Origin of the sequence: Polymorphospora sp. A560 (genome assembly GCF_045781765.1) — a bacterium.
GTDB lineage: Bacteria > Actinomycetota > Actinomycetes > Mycobacteriales > Micromonosporaceae > Polymorphospora > Polymorphospora lycopeni.
Genome location: NZ_CP122282.1, coordinates 5,447,261 through 5,463,756, shown reverse-complemented (window position 1 = coordinate 5,463,756; position 16,496 = coordinate 5,447,261). Strand labels below are relative to the sequence as shown.

At 73.0% G+C, this 16,496-nt stretch carries 19 protein-coding genes; 16 read left to right on the top strand and 3 right to left on the bottom strand.

The window, feature by feature from the left end; all coding sequences use genetic code 11:
• Both QCD66_RS24360 and QCD66_RS24355 read right to left on the bottom strand, forming a co-directional pair.
• Positions 1-840: an amino acid ABC transporter permease gene (locus QCD66_RS24360; RefSeq protein ID WP_375735183.1), complete on the bottom strand. Its 840-nt coding sequence runs from the start codon at positions 838-840 to the stop codon at positions 1-3.
• Positions 837-1,709: an ABC transporter substrate-binding protein gene (locus QCD66_RS24355; RefSeq protein WP_375735182.1), complete on the bottom strand. Its 873-nt coding sequence runs from the start codon at positions 1,707-1,709 to the stop codon at positions 837-839. The genes QCD66_RS24360 and QCD66_RS24355 overlap by 4 nt, the downstream gene beginning before the upstream one ends.
• Before the next feature lie 261 nt (positions 1,710-1,970).
• On the opposite strand from QCD66_RS24355, the gene QCD66_RS24350 reads away from it, so the two are divergent.
• The 4 genes from QCD66_RS24350 to QCD66_RS24335 are packed head-to-tail and all read left to right on the top strand — an operon-like array spanning position 1,971 to position 4,829.
• Positions 1,971-2,240 (top strand): phosphoribosyl-ATP diphosphatase, encoded by a 270-nt coding sequence (locus tag QCD66_RS24350; RefSeq protein ID WP_343221495.1) that lies wholly within the window; start codon positions 1,971-1,973, stop codon positions 2,238-2,240.
• A gap of 43 nt (positions 2,241-2,283) precedes the next feature.
• Entirely contained in the window at positions 2,284-3,186 is a 903-nt protein-coding gene (gene hisG / locus QCD66_RS24345; RefSeq protein ID WP_375735181.1) for an ATP phosphoribosyltransferase, read from the top strand.
• A 56-nt stretch (positions 3,187-3,242) separates the two neighbouring features.
• A complete protein-coding gene (locus tag QCD66_RS24340) occupies positions 3,243-4,169 on the top strand; it encodes a DMT family transporter (RefSeq protein WP_364207546.1) in 927 nt (308 codons plus the stop codon).
• 36 nt (positions 4,170-4,205) lie between these two features.
• Positions 4,206-4,829, top strand: coding sequence for a class I SAM-dependent methyltransferase (locus tag QCD66_RS24335; RefSeq protein ID WP_364207548.1), 624 nt, complete (start codon positions 4,206-4,208; stop codon positions 4,827-4,829).
• A 24-nt stretch (positions 4,830-4,853) separates the two neighbouring features.
• Here QCD66_RS24335 and QCD66_RS24330 read toward each other — a convergent pair whose 3' ends face one another.
• Positions 4,854-6,002: a PASTA domain-containing protein gene (locus QCD66_RS24330; RefSeq protein ID WP_364207550.1), complete on the bottom strand. Its 1,149-nt coding sequence runs from the start codon at positions 6,000-6,002 to the stop codon at positions 4,854-4,856.
• Positions 6,003-6,213: 211 nt separating this feature from the next.
• Here QCD66_RS24330 and QCD66_RS24325 point away from each other — a divergent pair, with 211 nt between their 5' ends.
• The 12 genes from QCD66_RS24325 (at position 6,214) to argC (ending at position 16,448) form a co-directional block, all read left to right on the top strand.
• Positions 6,214-6,696, top strand: a complete 483-nt coding sequence (locus QCD66_RS24325; RefSeq protein ID WP_375735180.1) for a PH domain-containing protein — start codon at positions 6,214-6,216, stop codon at positions 6,694-6,696.
• Between the two features lie 393 nt (positions 6,697-7,089).
• Positions 7,090-7,725, top strand: coding sequence for a translation initiation factor IF-3 (infC, locus tag QCD66_RS24320; RefSeq protein ID WP_364207554.1), 636 nt, complete (start codon positions 7,090-7,092; stop codon positions 7,723-7,725).
• A 19-nt stretch (positions 7,726-7,744) separates the two neighbouring features.
• Positions 7,745-7,939 (top strand): 50S ribosomal protein L35, encoded by a 195-nt coding sequence (rpmI, locus tag QCD66_RS24315; protein ID WP_212817161.1) that lies wholly within the window; start codon positions 7,745-7,747, stop codon positions 7,937-7,939.
• 35 nt (positions 7,940-7,974) lie between these two features.
• Entirely contained in the window at positions 7,975-8,367 is a 393-nt protein-coding gene (gene rplT / locus QCD66_RS24310; RefSeq protein WP_212817162.1) for a 50S ribosomal protein L20, read from the top strand.
• Positions 8,368-8,396: 29 nt separating this feature from the next.
• Positions 8,397-9,263: a TrmH family RNA methyltransferase gene (locus QCD66_RS24305; protein ID WP_375735179.1), complete on the top strand. Its 867-nt coding sequence runs from the start codon at positions 8,397-8,399 to the stop codon at positions 9,261-9,263.
• Between the two features lie 259 nt (positions 9,264-9,522).
• Entirely contained in the window at positions 9,523-10,605 is a 1,083-nt protein-coding gene (gene pheS, locus QCD66_RS24300; RefSeq protein ID WP_357540105.1) for a phenylalanine--tRNA ligase subunit alpha, read from the top strand.
• 27 nt (positions 10,606-10,632) lie between these two features.
• Positions 10,633-13,155 (top strand): phenylalanine--tRNA ligase subunit beta, encoded by a 2,523-nt coding sequence (gene pheT / locus QCD66_RS24295; protein ID WP_375735178.1) that lies wholly within the window; start codon positions 10,633-10,635, stop codon positions 13,153-13,155.
• A 5-nt stretch (positions 13,156-13,160) separates the two neighbouring features.
• Positions 13,161-13,649 (top strand): S26 family signal peptidase, encoded by a 489-nt coding sequence (locus QCD66_RS24290; protein WP_375735177.1) that lies wholly within the window; start codon positions 13,161-13,163, stop codon positions 13,647-13,649.
• A gap of 71 nt (positions 13,650-13,720) precedes the next feature.
• Complete coding sequence (locus QCD66_RS24285; protein WP_364207561.1) at positions 13,721-14,320, top strand: sulfite oxidase-like oxidoreductase; 600 nt, start codon at positions 13,721-13,723, stop codon at positions 14,318-14,320.
• Complete coding sequence (locus tag QCD66_RS24280) at positions 14,290-15,054, top strand: ferredoxin reductase (protein ID WP_364207563.1); 765 nt, start codon at positions 14,290-14,292, stop codon at positions 15,052-15,054. The genes QCD66_RS24285 and QCD66_RS24280 overlap by 31 nt, the downstream gene beginning before the upstream one ends.
• 1 nt (position 15,055) lies before the next feature.
• The gene (locus QCD66_RS24275) at positions 15,056-15,367 is read left to right on the top strand and encodes a DUF6510 family protein (RefSeq protein ID WP_364207565.1); all 312 of its coding nucleotides are present in this window, start codon (positions 15,056-15,058) and stop codon (positions 15,365-15,367) included.
• Between the two features lie 79 nt (positions 15,368-15,446).
• The gene (argC, locus tag QCD66_RS24270; protein ID WP_375735176.1) at positions 15,447-16,448 is read left to right on the top strand and encodes an N-acetyl-gamma-glutamyl-phosphate reductase; all 1,002 of its coding nucleotides are present in this window, start codon (positions 15,447-15,449) and stop codon (positions 16,446-16,448) included.
• The last annotated feature ends 48 nt before the right edge of the window (positions 16,449-16,496 follow it).

The window sequence follows — 16,496 nt, the reverse complement described above, 5'->3', positions numbered from 1 at the left end:
TCATCCTCCTGCCTGGCGGCGGGCCGCCCGCAGCGTCACCCAGTCGGTGACCGCGATCAGCGGGATCGCCAGCAGCACGAAAAGCATCCCGGCCACGATGTACGGGGTGTAGTTGAACGTCTCGGCGGTCGCGATCTGCGCGGCGCGTACCGCGTCGATCGGACCGGCCAGCGACACCAGCCCGACGTCCTTCTGGAGCGCGACGGTGTCGTTGAGCAGTGGCGGCGCCACCCGGCGCACCGCCTGTGGCAGCACCACGTGCCGCATCGTCTGCCGGTACGTCAGCCCGAGCGAGCGGGCCGCCGCGAGCTGGCTCGGGTGCACCGACTCGATGCCGGCCCGGAACACCTCGGCCAGGTAGCCGCCGTACGTCAGCACCAGGGCGGCGCCGCCGAGCACCAGCACGCTCGGCATGCCCTGCAGCCGCAGCCCGGGCACGCCGAGGGTGAGCACGTACAGCACGATGATCAGCGGCAGGCCGCGGAACGTGTAGGTGTAGCCGGTCGCCAGCGCCCGGACCGGGAAGAACACGGGGCCGCGCAGGGTGCGCAGCAACGCGATCAGCAGGCCGAGGGCGAGCGCGCCGAGCGCGCAGAAGACCAGCAGCCGTACGTTGAGCCACAGTCCGGTGAGGACGGCCGGGAACGCGTCGCGGGCGATGTCGAGGTCGAGGAACGACGCGCGGACCCGCTCCCAGCCGGGCGCACCGGTGACCGCGACGACGAGCAGGGTGCCGAGCACCCCGGTCGACAGCGCGGCGACCAGCACCGAGCGGACCGTCTGCCGCCTGCGGTAGGCGGCCCGCTCGAGCTGGTGCTTCGACGGGGTGTGCGGTGTCACGTGAGTTCGGGGGCGCCCGCCACCTGGGCGAGCCACTTCTTCTCCAGCTCGGCGAGCGTGCCGGCCCGGCTCAGGTCGTCGACGGCGGTGCTGACGCAGCCGGTCAGCGCCGATCCCTTGTCCAGGACCAGGCCGAACAGCTCCGGTACGCCGACCTGCGGCACCTGGCCGACGATCTTCGCGTCGGTGATCTCCGCGGCGGTGATGTAGAAGGCGGTCGGCAGGTCGACCACGAGGCCGTCGATCTGGCCGTTCTGGAGGGCCTTCTTCGCGTCGTCGTTGCTGTTGTAGACCTGCGGCTGGCTGCTGGGCTGGACCAGTTCGGTGATCGCCGAGTAGCTGGTGGTGCCGACCTGGGCGCCGAGCTTGGCGTCCTTGAGGTCGGCGAGCGAGGTGGCGCTGGCGATCTTCGACGACTTCAGCGCGATGATCGTCTGCCGCACCTTGTAGTAGGGGGAGGAGAAGTCGACGGCCTGCTTGCGGGCGTCGGTGATGGAGAACTGGTTGATGTCGAAGTCGAACTCCTTCGGCCCCGGGGCGATCGCGTTGTCGAACCGGACCCGGGTCCAGACCACGTCCTCTTTGGCGTAGCCGAGCTTCTCGGCGATCGCGTACGCGACCGCGGATTCGAAGCCCTGCCCGTTGGCCGGGTCGTTGCCGCTGAACCACGGCTCGTACGCCGGGTCGTCGGTGCCGATGGTGAGCTTGCCCGCGGTCCTGGTCGGCAGCGACTCCTTGGTGCAGGTCGATCCGCCGGCGGGGGTGCCGGTGGCGGTGGGGGTGGGTTCCTCGGGGGCGCAGCCGGCGAGGGCGACCAGTAGGGCGCCGGTCGCGGCGAGGCGCGTGACGGTGGTGGATGGGCGTGCCATGGCTGGTGAGCATAGGGCGCGTGGCGGCGGGGATCGTCAGCCGTCACAGCATCGCGACTTCCCTGTGACCTGCCCCACGTGACGACGCGGCCGGTCACCCCCGTCCTGGCTCCCGCGATCTTGCGGTTATCTCCCCCTTTCGGGGCTTTTGTCGGGCGACGAGTGCAAGATCGACGGGGGTTGGCGCGGCCGTGCCGGGCCAGGGGATGGGGAAGGGGGAGGGCCGGCGGCGGGGCCGCGCCGGGGAGGCTGCGAGAATCCGTGACCGTGAAGACGTTCGAGGAGCTGTTCGCCGAACTGCAGGCCAAGGCCGCCGCCGGCACCCCGGGTTCCGGGACGGTGGCCGCGCTGGAGCGCGGCGTGCACGCGATCGGCAAGAAGGTCGTCGAGGAGGCGGCCGAGGCGTGGATGGCGGCCGAGCACGAGGGCCCGGAACGCGCCGCGGAGGAGATCTCCCAACTGCTCTACCAGGCCCAGGTGCTGATGCTCGCCACCGGACTGGAACTCAAGGACGTCTACCGACATCTGTGACGTGCCCGTCGACCGACCGGAAACGTCCAAAGGAGCACCACAGATGCTGCGGATCGCCGTACCCAACAAAGGCACCCTCTCCCGTCCGGCCGCCGACATGCTGCGCGAGGCCGGCTACCGCCAACGCACCTCCGACCGTGACCTCGTCTGCCAGGACGAGGGCAACGACGTCGAGTTCTTCTACCTGCGCCCCCGCGACATCGCCACCTACGTCGGCTCCGGCGACCTGGACCTCGGCATCACCGGCCGCGACCTGCTCGTCGACTCCGACAGCCCGGCCACCGAGATCCTCGACCTGAACTTCGCCGCCGCCTCGTTCCGGTTCGCCGCCCGGCCGGGCACCCTCGGCCCCGACGGCGACGTCAGTGGCCGGCGGATCGCCACCTCGTTCCCCGGTGTCGTCGCCCGCCACCTCGCCGAGCACGGCCGCGAGGCCGAGGTCATCCGGCTCGACGGCGCGGTCGAGAACGCCATCCGGCTCGGTGTAGCCGACGTCGTCGCCGACGTGGTCGAGACCGGCGCCACGCTGCGCCAGGCCGGCCTGGTCGTCGTCGGCGAGCCGATCCTGCGCTCCACGGCGGTGCTGATCGGCCGCTCCGACGCGCCGTCCGCCCCGACCACCGGCGCCGACGCGGCCGGCGGCGGCGCCGGCCCGGCCGCGCCGCTGAGCGGCCAGGCGGGCCAGCTCATCCGCCGGCTCCAGGGCGTCCTGGTCGCCCGCCGTTACGTGATGCTCGCCTACGACGTACGCGCCGACCTGCTCGACCGGGCGTCCGCGCTGACGCCCGGCATCGAGTCGCCGACCATCTCGCCGCTGCACCGCGAGGGCTGGGTCGCCGTCCAGGCGATGGTGCGGCGCGACGCCGTACACCGGATCATGGACGAGCTGTACGACCTGGGCGCCCGGGCGATCCTGGTCACCGTCATCCACGCCTGCCGGCTGTGAGACCGGCCGGATCCGGCCCGAGCGGCCGGCGCGGGGCCGGGGCCCGAGGGCCGGTCGTGAAGGCGCTGCCCGGCTGGGCGGCCCTCGGTCTGGCCACCGTCGGCGGGGTCGCCTCGGCGGCGCAGAGCGCGACCAACGCCGAACTCGGCGCCCGGATGGGCAACGCCGCCCTCGGCGCGGTGGTCAACAACGCCGTCGGTACGGCCGTCCTACTCGTCGGACTGCTGGTCATGCCGTCGATGCGTAGCGGCCTGCGGGCACTGCGGCGGTCCGGGCTGCCGTGGTGGGCCTACCTCGGTGGGCTCGGCGGCGCGTTCTTCGTCACCGCCGCCACCTACGCCGTACCGGTGCTCGGCGTCGCCCTGTTCACCATCGCCCAGGTGACCGGCAACAGCTTCGGCGGGCTGGCGGTCGACCGCGGCGGCCTGGCACCCGGCGGACGTCTGGCGCTGACCTGGCCACGGGTGGCCGGCGCCCTGCTCGGGATCGGCGCGGTGGCGCTGGCCCAGGTCGGCCGCCCGTACGGCGACCTGGCGCTGGCCGGGGTCGCGCTCGCGGTCGCCGGCGGCCTTGCCGTGGCGTTGCAGTCGGCGCTCAACGCGCGGCTCTCGGCGGCCAGCACCAATGCCGCCGGCACCGCCGTCAACTTCGCGGTCAGCACCCCGGCCGTCGTCGCCGCTGCGGTGGCGCTCGGCATCGTGCCGCACCTGAGCGGGCCGTGGCCGACCGACTGGTACCTCTACGTCGGCGGCGTACTCGCCGTGATCATCGTGGTGATCCTGCTGCTCAGCGTCCGGTCCGTCGGCGTACTGCGGACCGGGCTGGCCATCGTCGGCGGCCAGCTCGGCGGCGCGCTGCTGCTCGACCTGATCGTGCCCGGCGGCCCGGGTGCGAGCCTCGCGGTGCTGGCCGGCGCGCTGCTGACGGTGGTGGCGGTGGTCGTGTCCGGCCGGGTCGTCCGCCCCGCCCCGGCCGGCTCCTGACCCCCGCGCCCGTCCGGCCCCGCCTATCGTGGCGGCATGTTGGACGAGATCAATATCCGTCACCAGGTCGCCTACGACGAGATCGCGGAGCGGTTCGCCGAGATCAATGCCGAGATGCCAGCCGGCTACCTCGTACCGGCGCAGGAGTTCGGGAAACTCGCCGAGGCCGGCCCGATTCTGGACCTCGGCTGCGGTGCCGGTCGGGACATGGCGTACTGGGCGGACCGCGGCCGCCGGGTGGTCGGGCTGGATCTGTCACTCGGCATGCTCCGGCAGGCTGCGGCCCGTTGCGGGCAACCCCTGGCCCAGGGCGACATGTGCGGCCTGCCGTTCCGGGCCGGGGTCTTCACGGGAGTCTGGTGCTCGGCATCGCTGCTGCACCTGCCTAAGGCGCTGGCCCCGGTGGTACTCGCCGAGGTCGCCCGGGTGCTGCGGCCCGGTGGCGTGCTGATGGTCGCGCTCAAGGAGGGCGGTGGGGAGGGCTGGGAGGACGAGTCCTTCTGGAACGCTCCCGGCGGCGTCACCCGCTTCTTCGCCCGGTACGCCTCGACGGAGGTCGACGCGCTGCTCGCCGCCGACTTCGACACCCGGGTGCAGCGCCGGTACACCTCCGAGATCGGCACCGCCTGGCTGACCCACCTGGCCGTCCGGCGGCCCTGACCGCACACCGGCGCGACCGGCCGGTCAGGGGATCGGGCCGCTGCGCAGCGTCAGTCGTACGGTGCTGCCGGACGGGGCACTGCTGCCGCCCGCCGGCGACTGGGCGGAGACCCAGGTGCCGAGCCCGGTCAGCGTCGGCCGGAAGCCGGCCGCGATGACCTGTTGCCGGGCCGGCACCATGGGCAGGCCCACGACGTGCGGCACCGGGCGTAGCGGCACCTGGAAGTCGAGGGTGTACGCGCAGTTCGCCCCCGTCATCGCCGGCATCCCGATCAGGTGGCTGCCGGCGTAGAACTCCTGTTCCGGGGTCAGGTTCAGCGGCGGCGGCACGAGGTTGTCCGGTACCCGGCCGGGCAGGTGCGGCGAGTGCTCGGGCCAGAGGTACTTGGCGAAGAACATGGTCACCAGGTCGGCGGCGGCCAGGGCCAGCGGCGGGCACGGGCCGCGTTCCGGGTCGCACGGCGTCTGGCCGGCGGGCAGGTAGTCGAAGTGGCGGCCGTTGGCGAACGTCGCCCGGTGCCGGGGGATCGGCAGCGCCGACCACTGGGCGGCGTTGAGTTCGGTGAAGGAGTCCTCGGCCGGATGTCCCGCGACGATCAGCTTCGGCCGGTTCAGGGCGGCGATCGGCAGCGTGACGTTCAGTTCCTGCCAGGTGCCGCTCAGCCCGGCGTACGCGGCCACGGTCGGGGTGACCGTCGCGAACCAGGCGGTGAGAAGCGCCCCGTACGAATGTCCGGCGACGCCGGTCTTCTCCGCCGGCATCAGGACGTCGCTGTGTTCCCAGCTCTGCCGCATCCAGTTCAGCAGCGTCCCGAGCACCGGTACGGACGGGTGGCTCGCGTTCTGCGGAAGGATGGATATGTGGGTCAGTTCCGGGACCGCCACGACGTAGCCGCTGCGGGCGAGTTGGGCCGGCAGTTGGATCCACTTGCGGAAATGGTTCGGATCATTGGCGCAGTGACCGTGCGCGAAAATGATCAGTGGATAACGTCCGCAACCGTCGAGGATCGGAGCCGTGGCCACCGCGCCGTCGAGACTGGGAAAGAAGACCCGGACCCGGGTCGGTGCGCCCTCCGCGGGGGAGTATTCCCGCATCCCGTGGAAGACCGGGGTCAGTGCGCTCGGCTGCCAACCGATCGGGCAGCTCGCGGGCGGTGGTGTCGGTCCCGTCATGAGGCAATCATTCGGCGGTTCCGGGCGACAATCGAGAAGACTATCGCGTAGCCGTCAGTGCCCTTTTCTGGTGATATTGGAAAGTCCGATCAGCGATGCCCGCGGGATCGGAGAAATGGTGTTCGCCGATCATTCGCCGAGGCGGCGGGTCGTTCTCGGGGCGCCGGGGACGGGGCCGTTCCGGGGCCGGGTGCGACATCGTGGCTGATCGATGCGGCACACTGGGGTGGTGAGTGACTCCGCTGTCGTGCGGCTGCGGCCGCGGCGAATCCGCAAGACCTGCTGGGCCCTGGCGGCGGCGGTGGTCGTCCTGTTCACCGTGGTCGGGACCGCGCTGCGCGGACCGACCGGTGACGGAATGGGTACGTTCCAGCGCGGTGACCAGTTCGCGATGATCGGTCTGGGCGTGTTGATCGCCGCCGGCATCCTGATGTTCACCCGTCCACGGGTCGAGGCCGACGCCGAGGGGGTCCGGATCCGCAACGTGCTCGGTTCCTGGGACCTGCCGTGGGATGTCGTCCGGTCGGTCCGGTTCGACCGCGGCTCGGCGTGGGCCAGCGTGGAACTGCACGACGACGAGCTGATCCCGGTACTGGCGTTGCAGGTGGTCGACAAGGAGCACGCCGTCGAAGGCGTACGGGCACTGCGTGCCCTGCACGCCGACGCCGGGGTGTCGGCCCCCACGCCCGGCTGACGCCGTCGTCGGTCGGTGCCGAAGCGGCGCGACCCGGGCCGGTGGGGCCGTGTGTGTAGATGTGAGCAGCGCGGCCGGGGTCGTGCGTGTAAATGTGAGCAGCCTGGTAGACTTTTCAGCGTCGACCAGGCTGCCCGCATGGCAGCCACGAAGCGGAGCGCCTGCTCCCACCCGGATCGCCGCGACAGGTGATCGGGTCCGGTCAACCCGGGAGGGTTCGTCCCTACCCGGGTGTCACGTCCGCGTGCGCGGGTCGTGGCCGACCGGTCGAGCAGGCCCTGGCATGCGCCGGGGCCTTCTGCTTTCCGGGTCGGTGTCCCGTCCGGGACACCGCCGGGAGTCGGCGCCAAGGTGATAACAGACTGAGGAGGCCACATCAGCGTCGAGCCACGGGTGAACGAGCAGATCCGGGCACGTGAGGTCCGACTCGTCGGCCCTGAGGGTGAGCAGGTGGGCATCGTCCCGCTGGAGCGTGCCCTGCAGTTGGCCGCGGACGTCGACCTGGACCTGGTCGAGGTTGCGCCGATGGCGCGCCCGCCGGTGTGCAAGCTCATGGACTTCGGAAAGTTCAAGTACGAGAGTGCACTCAAGGCGCGCGAAGCCCGGCGTAACCAGCAACAGACCGTCATCAAGGAAATGAAGCTGCGGCCCAAGATCGACCCGCACGACTACGAGACCAAGAAGGGTCACGTGGTGCGGTTCCTCAAGGCGGGCGACAAGGTCAAGGTGACGATCATGTTCCGCGGTCGCGAGCAGAGCCGTCCGGAGCTGGGCTACCGGCTCCTGCGCCGGCTCGAGTCGGAGATCTCGGAGCTGGGATACGTCGAGGCCGCCCCCAAGCAGGACGGTCGAAACATGATCATGGTTCTGGCGCCGCACCGCGCCGTCAAGGCGTCCGCCGTGGCCGCCACCGCCGCCCGTGGCGGAGCGCCGCGTGACCGTGACACCGAGGCGGCACCGGCCAATCCGGCCGGTCCGGCCCGAGCCGCCGGGGACACCGGCACCGCCGCCGACAACAGCGGCGAGTAACAGGGGAGAGACGTTTCAAATGCCGAAGATGAAGAGCCACACCGGTACGGGAAAGCGGGTCCGGGTGACCGGTCGCGGCAAGCTCCGTACCGAGCAGGCCGGCAAGCGCCACCTGCTGGAGGGCAAGCCCTCCACCCGTACGCGCCGGCTGACCGGCACGGTCGAGGTGGCCAAGGCTGACGTCAAGCGAATCAAGAAGCTGCTCGGCCGCTGACGCGCGCCACCCGACTGACCTAAGGAGTAGTTGAGATGGCACGCGTCAAGCGGGCAGTCAACGCCCAGAAGAAGCGCCGCACCCTGCTGGAGACCGCCAGCGGCTACCGCGGCCAGCGCTCGCGCCTGTACCGCAAGGCCAAGGAGCAGGTGCTGCACTCGATGCAGTACGCCTACCGGGACCGTCGCGACCGCAAGGGCGACTTCCGGCAGCTCTGGATCACCCGGATCAACGCGGGCGCCCGCGCCAACGGGCTGACCTACAACCGGTTCATCCAGGGCCTGCGGCTCGCCGGTGTCGAGGTCGACCGCAAGATCCTGGCCGACCTGGCCGTCAACGACGCGGCGGCGTTCACCGCGCTCGTCGAGGTCGCCAAGGCCGCGGTCGCGGCCGAGGGCACCGGTGGCCCGGCGGCCCAGGCCGCCTGATCCCCTGAACCATGGTCGAGGCGTCCCGCGTGTTGTCCGGACAGCATGAGGGGCGCCTCGACCATGTCTGGGCGGCGGAGCCCCGCTTCACCGCGCGTACGCCGCGGGTCGTCGCCGCCCGCCGGCTGCACCGCCGTCGGGACCGGGAGGCGACCGGCCGGTTCCTGGCCGAGGGCCCGCAGGCGGTCCGCGAGGCGCTGACCGCCGCCGGTGGCGTACACGAACTCTTCGGCACCGACGACGCGTTGCGCCGGCACGACGAGCTGGTCGCCGCCGCCGTCGCCGCGGGCGTACCGGTGTCGCCGGTGACCGGCGACGGCCTGGCCGCGCTGACCGAGACGGTGGCCCCGCAGGGGGTCGTGGCCGTCTGCGCGCAACGACACGTGCCGCTGGCCGCCGCGCTGGCCGGGGCACCCCGGCTGGTCGCCGTCCTCGCCGGGATCCGCGATCCGGGCAACGCCGGCACCGTGCTGCGTACGGCCGACGCCGCCGGCGCGGGCGCGGTCGTCTTCGCCGGCGATGCCGTCGACCCGTACAACGGCAAGTGCGTCCGGGCGACCGCCGGCAGCCTCTTCCACCTCGACGTGGTGCGCGACGGCGACCCGGCCGCGGTCGTCGCCGCGCTGCGCGGCGCCGGGCTGACCGTGCTGGCCGCCACCGGGTACGGCGACACCGACCTCGACGACCTCGCCGACGACGGCGGCCTCACCCGGCCCACCGCGTGGCTGTTCGGGTCGGAGGCCCACGGCCTGCCGCCGGAGCTGGCCGCGGCCGCCGACGCCCGGGTCCGGGTGCCGCTGCACGGCCGCGCCGAGAGCCTGAACCTGGCTGCCGCGGCGGCGGTATGCCTGTACGCTTCGGCCAGAGCACTTCGTAACAGGGAGCCCCGCAGATGAACGAGCACGGCACGAGCGAACGCGGCCGGTCCGACGCCGCCGCGCGCCGCCGCTCGTTTAGCCAGCCCGCCGGTCGCGGCGGGCGGTGGGGCTGAACCCATCCCTTGATCGTCGACCGGCGGGCTGCGGCACAGCCGCGCGTCCGTAGACTCTCCACCGCCGTCCGGAACACGTGACGCCACGCGCCGCGTCGACCACGTCGCGCCCGCTCACCGCGTGCGTCCGGGCCGCGCCCGACGTGAAGGAGTGCCCGCCCGTCATGACCTACCGCAACGACCCGTACGACCCCAAACAGGTCGCGTTGCTCGACCAGAGTGCCCTCGACGAAGCCGTCGCCGCCGCCGAGAAGGCGTTCGCCGATGCCGGTGACCTCGACGCCCTCGCCGCGCTGCGCCCGGCACACCTGGGCGACCGGGCCCCGGTGTCGCTGGCCCGCCGCGAGATCGGCGCACTGCCGCCGGCGGCGAAGTCCGACGCGGGCAAGCGCGTCAACCAGGCCCGGACCACGATCCAGGCCGGCTTCGACGCCCGCCAGGTGGTGCTGCGCGAGGAGCAGGCGCAGCGGGTGCTGGCCGAGGAGCGGGTCGACGTCAGCCTGCCCGGCGACCGGCGCCCCCGCGGCGCGCGGCACCCGTTGAGCACCCTCATGGAGCGCATCGGCGACCTGTTCGTCGGCATGGGCTACGAGATCGCCGACGGCCCCGAGGTCGAGCTGGAGTGGGCCAACTTCGACGCGCTGAACATCCCGCCGGACCACCCGGCCCGCGGCCTGATGGACACCTTCCACGTCGCCGCGGCCGACGGGTCCACGGAGGGCTCCGGGCTGGTGCTGCGTACGCACACCTCGCCGGTGCAGGCGCGCACGATGCTGACCCGCACCCCGCCGATCTACGTCGTGGTGCCGGGCCGGGTCTACCGCACCGACGAACTCGACGCCACCCACACGCCGGTCTTCCACCAGGTCGAGGGCCTGGTGGTCGACAAGGGCATCACGATGGCGCACCTGCGCGGCACCCTGGACCACTTCGCCCGGGCCATGTTCGGACCGGACGCGCGGACCCGCTGGCGGCCGCACTACTTCCCGTTCACCGAGCCGTCGGCCGAGTTCGACGTGTGGTTCGCCGAGCACCGCGACGGTCCGCGCTGGGTCGAGTGGGGCGGCTGCGGCATGGTCAACCCGAGGGTCCTGCGGGCCTGCGGCATCGACCCGGAGGTCTACTCCGGGTTCGCGTTCGGGATGGGCATCGAGCGCACGCTGATGTTCCGGCACGGGGTCAGCGACATGCGCGACATGGTCGAGGGCGACGTGCGGTTCACCCGCGCCTTCGGCGTCGAGATCTAGCGGCCGAGTCCTGGGAGACACGAAGACATGCGAGTTCCTATTTCCTGGCTGCGCGAGCACGTCGACCTGCCCGCCGACCTGACCACGGAGCGCCTGGAGCAGGCCCTGGTCGGCCTCGGCATCGAGGTCGAGTCCATCGTGGACCTGCGCGCGACGGTGACCGGCGGGCTGGTCGTCGCCGAGGTGCGCGAGATCGAGGAGCTGACCGGGTTCAAGAAGCCGATCCGGTTCTGCCGGGTCGACGTCGGCGACGCCAACGGCACCGGCGAGCCGCAGGAGATCGTCTGCGGGGCGACCAACTTCGCCGTCGGCGACCGGGTCGTGGTGATCCTGCCCGGCGGCGAGCTGCCCGGCGGGTTCCGGATCGGCGCCCGCAAGACATACGGCCGCAACTCCAACGGCATGATCTGCTCGGCCCGTGAGCTGGGGCTCGGCGAGGACCACGCCGGCATCATGGTGCTGCCGGCCGACAGCCCCGCCCGCCCGGGCGACGACGCGCGGCCGGTCGTCGGGCTCGACGAGATCGTCGTCGAGGTCGAGATCACCCCGGACCGTGGCTACGCCATGTCGGTGCGCGGCATCGCCCGCGAGCTGGCCCACTCGTTCGGGGTGCCGTTCCGCGACCCCGGCCTGGTGCCGGCCCCGGCGGCGACCCCGCAGCCGGCATACCCGGTCGAGGTCCGTGACCCGCTCGGCTGCGACCGGTTCGCCGGCCGGGTGGTCCGGGGCGTCGACCCGACGGCCGCCTCGCCGGAGTGGATGACGCGACGCCTGACCCTGGCCGGCATCCGCGCCATCTCGCTGGCGGTCGACATCACCAACTACGTGATGCTCGAACTGGGCCAGCCGATGCACGCCTTCGACCTGGCCCGGCTCACCGGCCCGCTGGTGGTCCGGCGGGCCACTGCGGGGGAGAAGCTGACCACGCTCGACGGGGTGGCCCGGGTCCTCGACGCCGAGGACATGGTCATCTGCGACGACACCGGCCCGATCTCGCTGGCGGCGGTGATGGGCGGGCAGACCAGCGAGGTCATGCCGGACACCACCGACGTGCTCTTCGAGGCGGCGCACTGGGACCCGGTCATGGTCGGCCGCACCGCCCGCCGTCACAAGCTGTTCAGCGAGGCCGCCAAGCGGTGGGAGCGCGGCGTCGACCCGGCGCTGCCGCTGGTCGCCATCGAGCGCGCGGTCAGCCTGCTCACCGAGCACGGCGGCGGCACGGCCGGTGCCGAGATCCTCGACTTCGACGAGGTCGCCCCGCCGACGCCGGTCGAACTCGACGTGACGCTGCCGGCCCGCCGGGTCGGTGTGGCCTACCCGCCGGCCCGTGTGGTCGCCCTCCTGGAGGAGATCGGCTGCACCGTCACCTCGGCGGGTGGCGCCGCGCCCGGCAGCGGCACCGGCGACCGGATCGGCGTCACCCCGCCGACCTGGCGGCCCGACCTGACCGACCCGGCCGACTTCGTCGAGGAGGTCGCCCGCCTCGACGGATACGACAACGTCCCCGGGGCGTTGCCGCTGGCCCCGGCCGGCCGGGGCCTCACCGACGATCAGCGCCGGCGCCGCTCCATCGCCCGTACGCTCGCCGAGACCGGGTTCGTCGAGGTGCTGTCGTATCCGTTCGTCGGCCCCGAGACGCTCGACGCCCTGGGGCTGCCGGCCGACGACGCCCGCCGGTCGGCGGTGCGGCTGGCCAACCCGCTGTCCGACGAGGAGCCGCTGCTGCGGACGACGCTGCTCGGCCCGCTGCTGGGCGTCCTGCGCCGCAACGTCGGCCGCGGCCACCGCGACCTGGCGCTGTACGAGATCGGCATGGTGTTCCAGCCGCGTCCGGGTGCCGGCCGTCCGCCGGCGATGGGGGTCGACGACCGGCCGTCGCCGGCCCGGTTCACCGCCGCCGACGCGACCGTGCCGCACCAGCCGTGGCACGTGGCGGCGGCGCTCGCCGGCGAGGTCGATCCGGCCGGCTGGTGGGGCGGCGGCCGCCCGGCCGACTGGTCCGACGCGGTGCAGGCCGCCCGGACCGTGGTCGAGGTGGCCGGCATCCCCGGCGACCGGGTCACCGTCCGCTCGGGTGACCGGGCGCCGTGGCACCCGGGGCGCTGCGCCGAGGTGCTTGTCGACGACGTCGTCGTCGGATACGCCGGTGAGCTGCACCCGCGGGTGGTGGCGGCGCTGGAGTTGCCCCGGCGCACCTGCGCTATGGAACTGGACCTCGACACGCTGCCGGCCGCGCCGGTGGTGCCCGCCCCGCGGATCTCCGGCTTCCCGCCGGCGCTGATCGACGTGGCGCTGGTCGTCGACGCGGACGTTCCGGCCGAGTCGGTGCAGGCGGCCCTCACCGAGGGCGCCGGTGACCTGCTGGAGTCGGTACGCCTGTTCGACGTCTACACCTCCGAGCAACTCGGTGCCGGTCGGCGGTCGCTGGCCTACAAGCTGACCTTCCGGGCGCCGGACCGGACCCTGACCGGCGAGGAGGCGGTGGCGGCCCGCGACGCGGCGGTCTCGCGGGCGGCGTCCCGGTTCGGCGCGGTGCTGCGCGGCGCCTGACCGTCGTGGCGCCGGTCCTGGCCGTCTGCGCGCTCCTGGCCGCCTCCGCGGTGACGGCGGCCGGGATCGCGTGGTGGGTCCGGCGCCGCTGGCTCGTCGTGTCGATCGACGGCGACAGCATGCGGCCGACGTTGCGGCCGGGCGACCGGGTGGTCGCCCGGCGCACCACCCTGGCCGGGATACACCGCGGCGATGTCGTCGTGGTGCGGACACCGGCCGGCTGGCCCACCGGCCCGCCGGCCGGACTGCTGGTCAAGCGGGCGGTGGCGCTGCCGGGCGATCCGGCGCCGCCCGGCCTGCCGTCCGCACCGTCCAGCGCGCCGTCGGCACCACCCGACCGGCACCGGCTGGTGCCACCCGGTCATCTGGTGCTGTTCGGCGACAACCCGCCGGCCAGCCGTGACTCGCGGCAGGTCGGCTACTTCACCGAGGCCGACCTGCTCGGCGTGGTCGTCGCGCCGCGCCGGTTCACCGGTCGCCGCGACCCGACCTGACCCGCCGGATGCCGCCGGCCGGGTTTCCGGGCTGCCGGGACAGGCCGCCCCACCGGTGGTACGACTGACGGATGGGCATCGTCACGCCCGGCTTCCAGGGCCGCCGGCGCACCACGCAGCCGGCCCTGCCGCCCGGGCAATACCTGGTCGAGGACTTCCCGGTGCTGTCGGCCGGTCCGACCCCGCGGATCGACCTCGACCACTGGGAGTTCGTGATCACCACCGAGACCGGCGCGGAGCACCGCTGGACCTGGCCGCAGATGCTGGCGCTGCCCAGCGAGGAACCGACGGTCGACATCCACTGCGTCACCCGGTGGTCCAAGCTCGGCACCACCTGGCGGGGCGTCTCCCTGGACACCCTGCTCGCCGACGTCGAGACCGGCGCCGATCACGCCCTGGTCCGGTCGTACGGCGGCTACACCACCAACCTGCCACTGGCCGACCTGCGGGACGGGCAGGCGTGGATCGCGTACCGGTTCGACGGCGCGGACCTCGCACCCGAGCACGGCGGCCCGGCCCGGATGATCGTTCCGCACCTGTACTTCTGGAAGTCGGCGAAGTGGGTGCGCGGCGTCCGGCTGATGCGCGACGACGAGCCGGGGTTCTGGGAGACGGCCGGCTACCACGACTACGGTGACCCGTGGCGCGAGCAGCGGTATCAAGGGGACTGAGCCCGCGGCTCACCTGGCGGGTCGGCCGCCTGGTGGAAGCCCGCGACGAGACCCCGACCGCCCGGACGCTGGTCCTCGAGGTGGCCGGCTGGCCGGGCCACCTGGCCGGGCAGCACGTCGACGTACGGCTCACCGCCGAGGACGGATACCAGGCCTCGCGCAGCTATTCGCTGGCCGCGCCGGGCGACGGTGAGCGGGTCGAGCTGACCGTGCAGCGGGTGCCGGACGGGGAGGTGTCGGCGTACCTGGTCGAGACGTACCGGACCGGTGACCCGGTGGAGGTCCGCGGGCCGGTCGGCGGCTGGTTCGTGTGGCGGCCGGCGGACACCGCGCCGGTGCTGCTGGTCGCGGGCGGATCGGGGATCGTGCCGCTGATGGCGATGATCCGGGCCCGCCGGGCGGCCGGCAGCCGGGTGCCGTTCCGGCTGATCTGTTCGGCGCGTACGCCCGACGACCTGTTCTACGCCGACGAGTTGCGCCGCCGGGTCCGCGACGACGCCGGCCTGGACGTCGCGTACGTCTGGACCCGCCAGGCACCGCCGGAGTGGCCGGGGCCGCCCCGGCGGATCTCGGTCGCGGACGTGAACACCCATGGCTGGCCGCCGGACCTGGCACCCACCTGTTATGTGTGCGGGCCGACGGGGTTCGTGGAGGCGGTGGCCGACGTCCTCGTCGCGCTCGGGCACGACCCGCGCCGGATCCGCACCGAGCGGTTCGGCCCGACCGGAGGATGACATGACCGAGCGAAGTGACACCGGCACCATGACCGGGCGGTACGTCGACGGCAACTCGCTCGCCGGGCCGATGCGGGAGCTTTTCGCGGTGGACGTGACGGCGGCCGACGGCCGGTGCGCCTCGTGCGGGTTCGACGCGCCGGTGGCGACGCTGCTGGTCTTCGACCACGGGCCCGGACTCGTGGCGCGCTGCCCCAACTGTACGGAGGTGGTGCTGCGACTGGTCCGGTCGCCCGACTCGGCGTGGCTCGACCTGCGCGGAGTGGTGTGCCTCCGGTTGCCGATCCCGCCTGACGGACCGGCCACCGTTTGATCATTAGATGGACTGCATATTCTTGCGGTGACTTGCTGCATCCTGATACCTTCGCTCGCATAGCAATACGGAGGTATACATGGGTATCAGGGTCGCGGTGGCCGGAGCGAGCGGTTACGCGGGCGGCGAACTGCTCCGCCTACTCGCCGGGCACCCCGAGTTCGACCTCGTTGCCGCCACCGCCCACACCCAGGCCGGCGCACGGGTCTCCGCCGTACATCCACAACTCGCCGGCCTCGACCTGACGCTCGCCGAGACCGGGCCGGCCACCCTGGCCGACGCGGACCTGGTCTTCCTGGCCCTGCCGCACGGCCAGTCCGCCGCGCTCGCCGCGCAGTTGCCCGCCGGTGTCCGGGTCGTCGACCTCGGCGCCGACCACCGGCTCGCCGACGCCGCCGCCTGGACCCGCTACTACGGCGGCACGCACGCCGGCGCCTGGACCTACGGCCTGCCCGAACTGCCCGGCGCCCGGGCCGCCATCGCCGGATCCGAACGGGTCGCCGCGACCGGCTGCTACGCCGCCGCGACCAGTCTGGCGCTCGCCCCGCTGATCGCCGCCGGCGCCGTGGAGCCCGCCGACGTGGTCGTCGTCGCCTCCTCCGGCACCTCCGGCGCCGGCCGCGCCGCCAAGGTCAACCTGCTCGGCAGCGAGGTGATGGGCGACCTGACGCCCTACAAGGTCGGCGCCCATCAGCACGTGCCGGAGATCAAGCAGGCCACGGGAGCCACCGGTCTTTCGTTCACCCCGGTCCTCGCGCCGATGCCGCGCGGCATCCTGGCGACCGTCACCGCCCGGCCGACCGGCAGCGCCGACGCCCGCGAAGTGCTCGCCGCCGCCTATGCCGACGCCCCGTTCGTGCACCTCCTGCCGGAGGGCGCCTGGCCGCACACCGCCGCCACGCTGGGCTCCAACTCCTGCCACCTCCAGGTGGCCACCGACGTCGACTCCGGCCGGGTGATCGTCACCAGTGCCATCGACAACCTCGGCAAGGGCGCCGCCGGCCAGGCCGTGCAGTGCGCCAACCTGATGTTCGACCTGCCGGAGACCACCGGCCTGTCCGTATTCGGAGTGGCGCCGTGAGTGAGCGGAGCGAGGGAGCCGTGAGGTTCGGTGTTGGACACGGCGCCG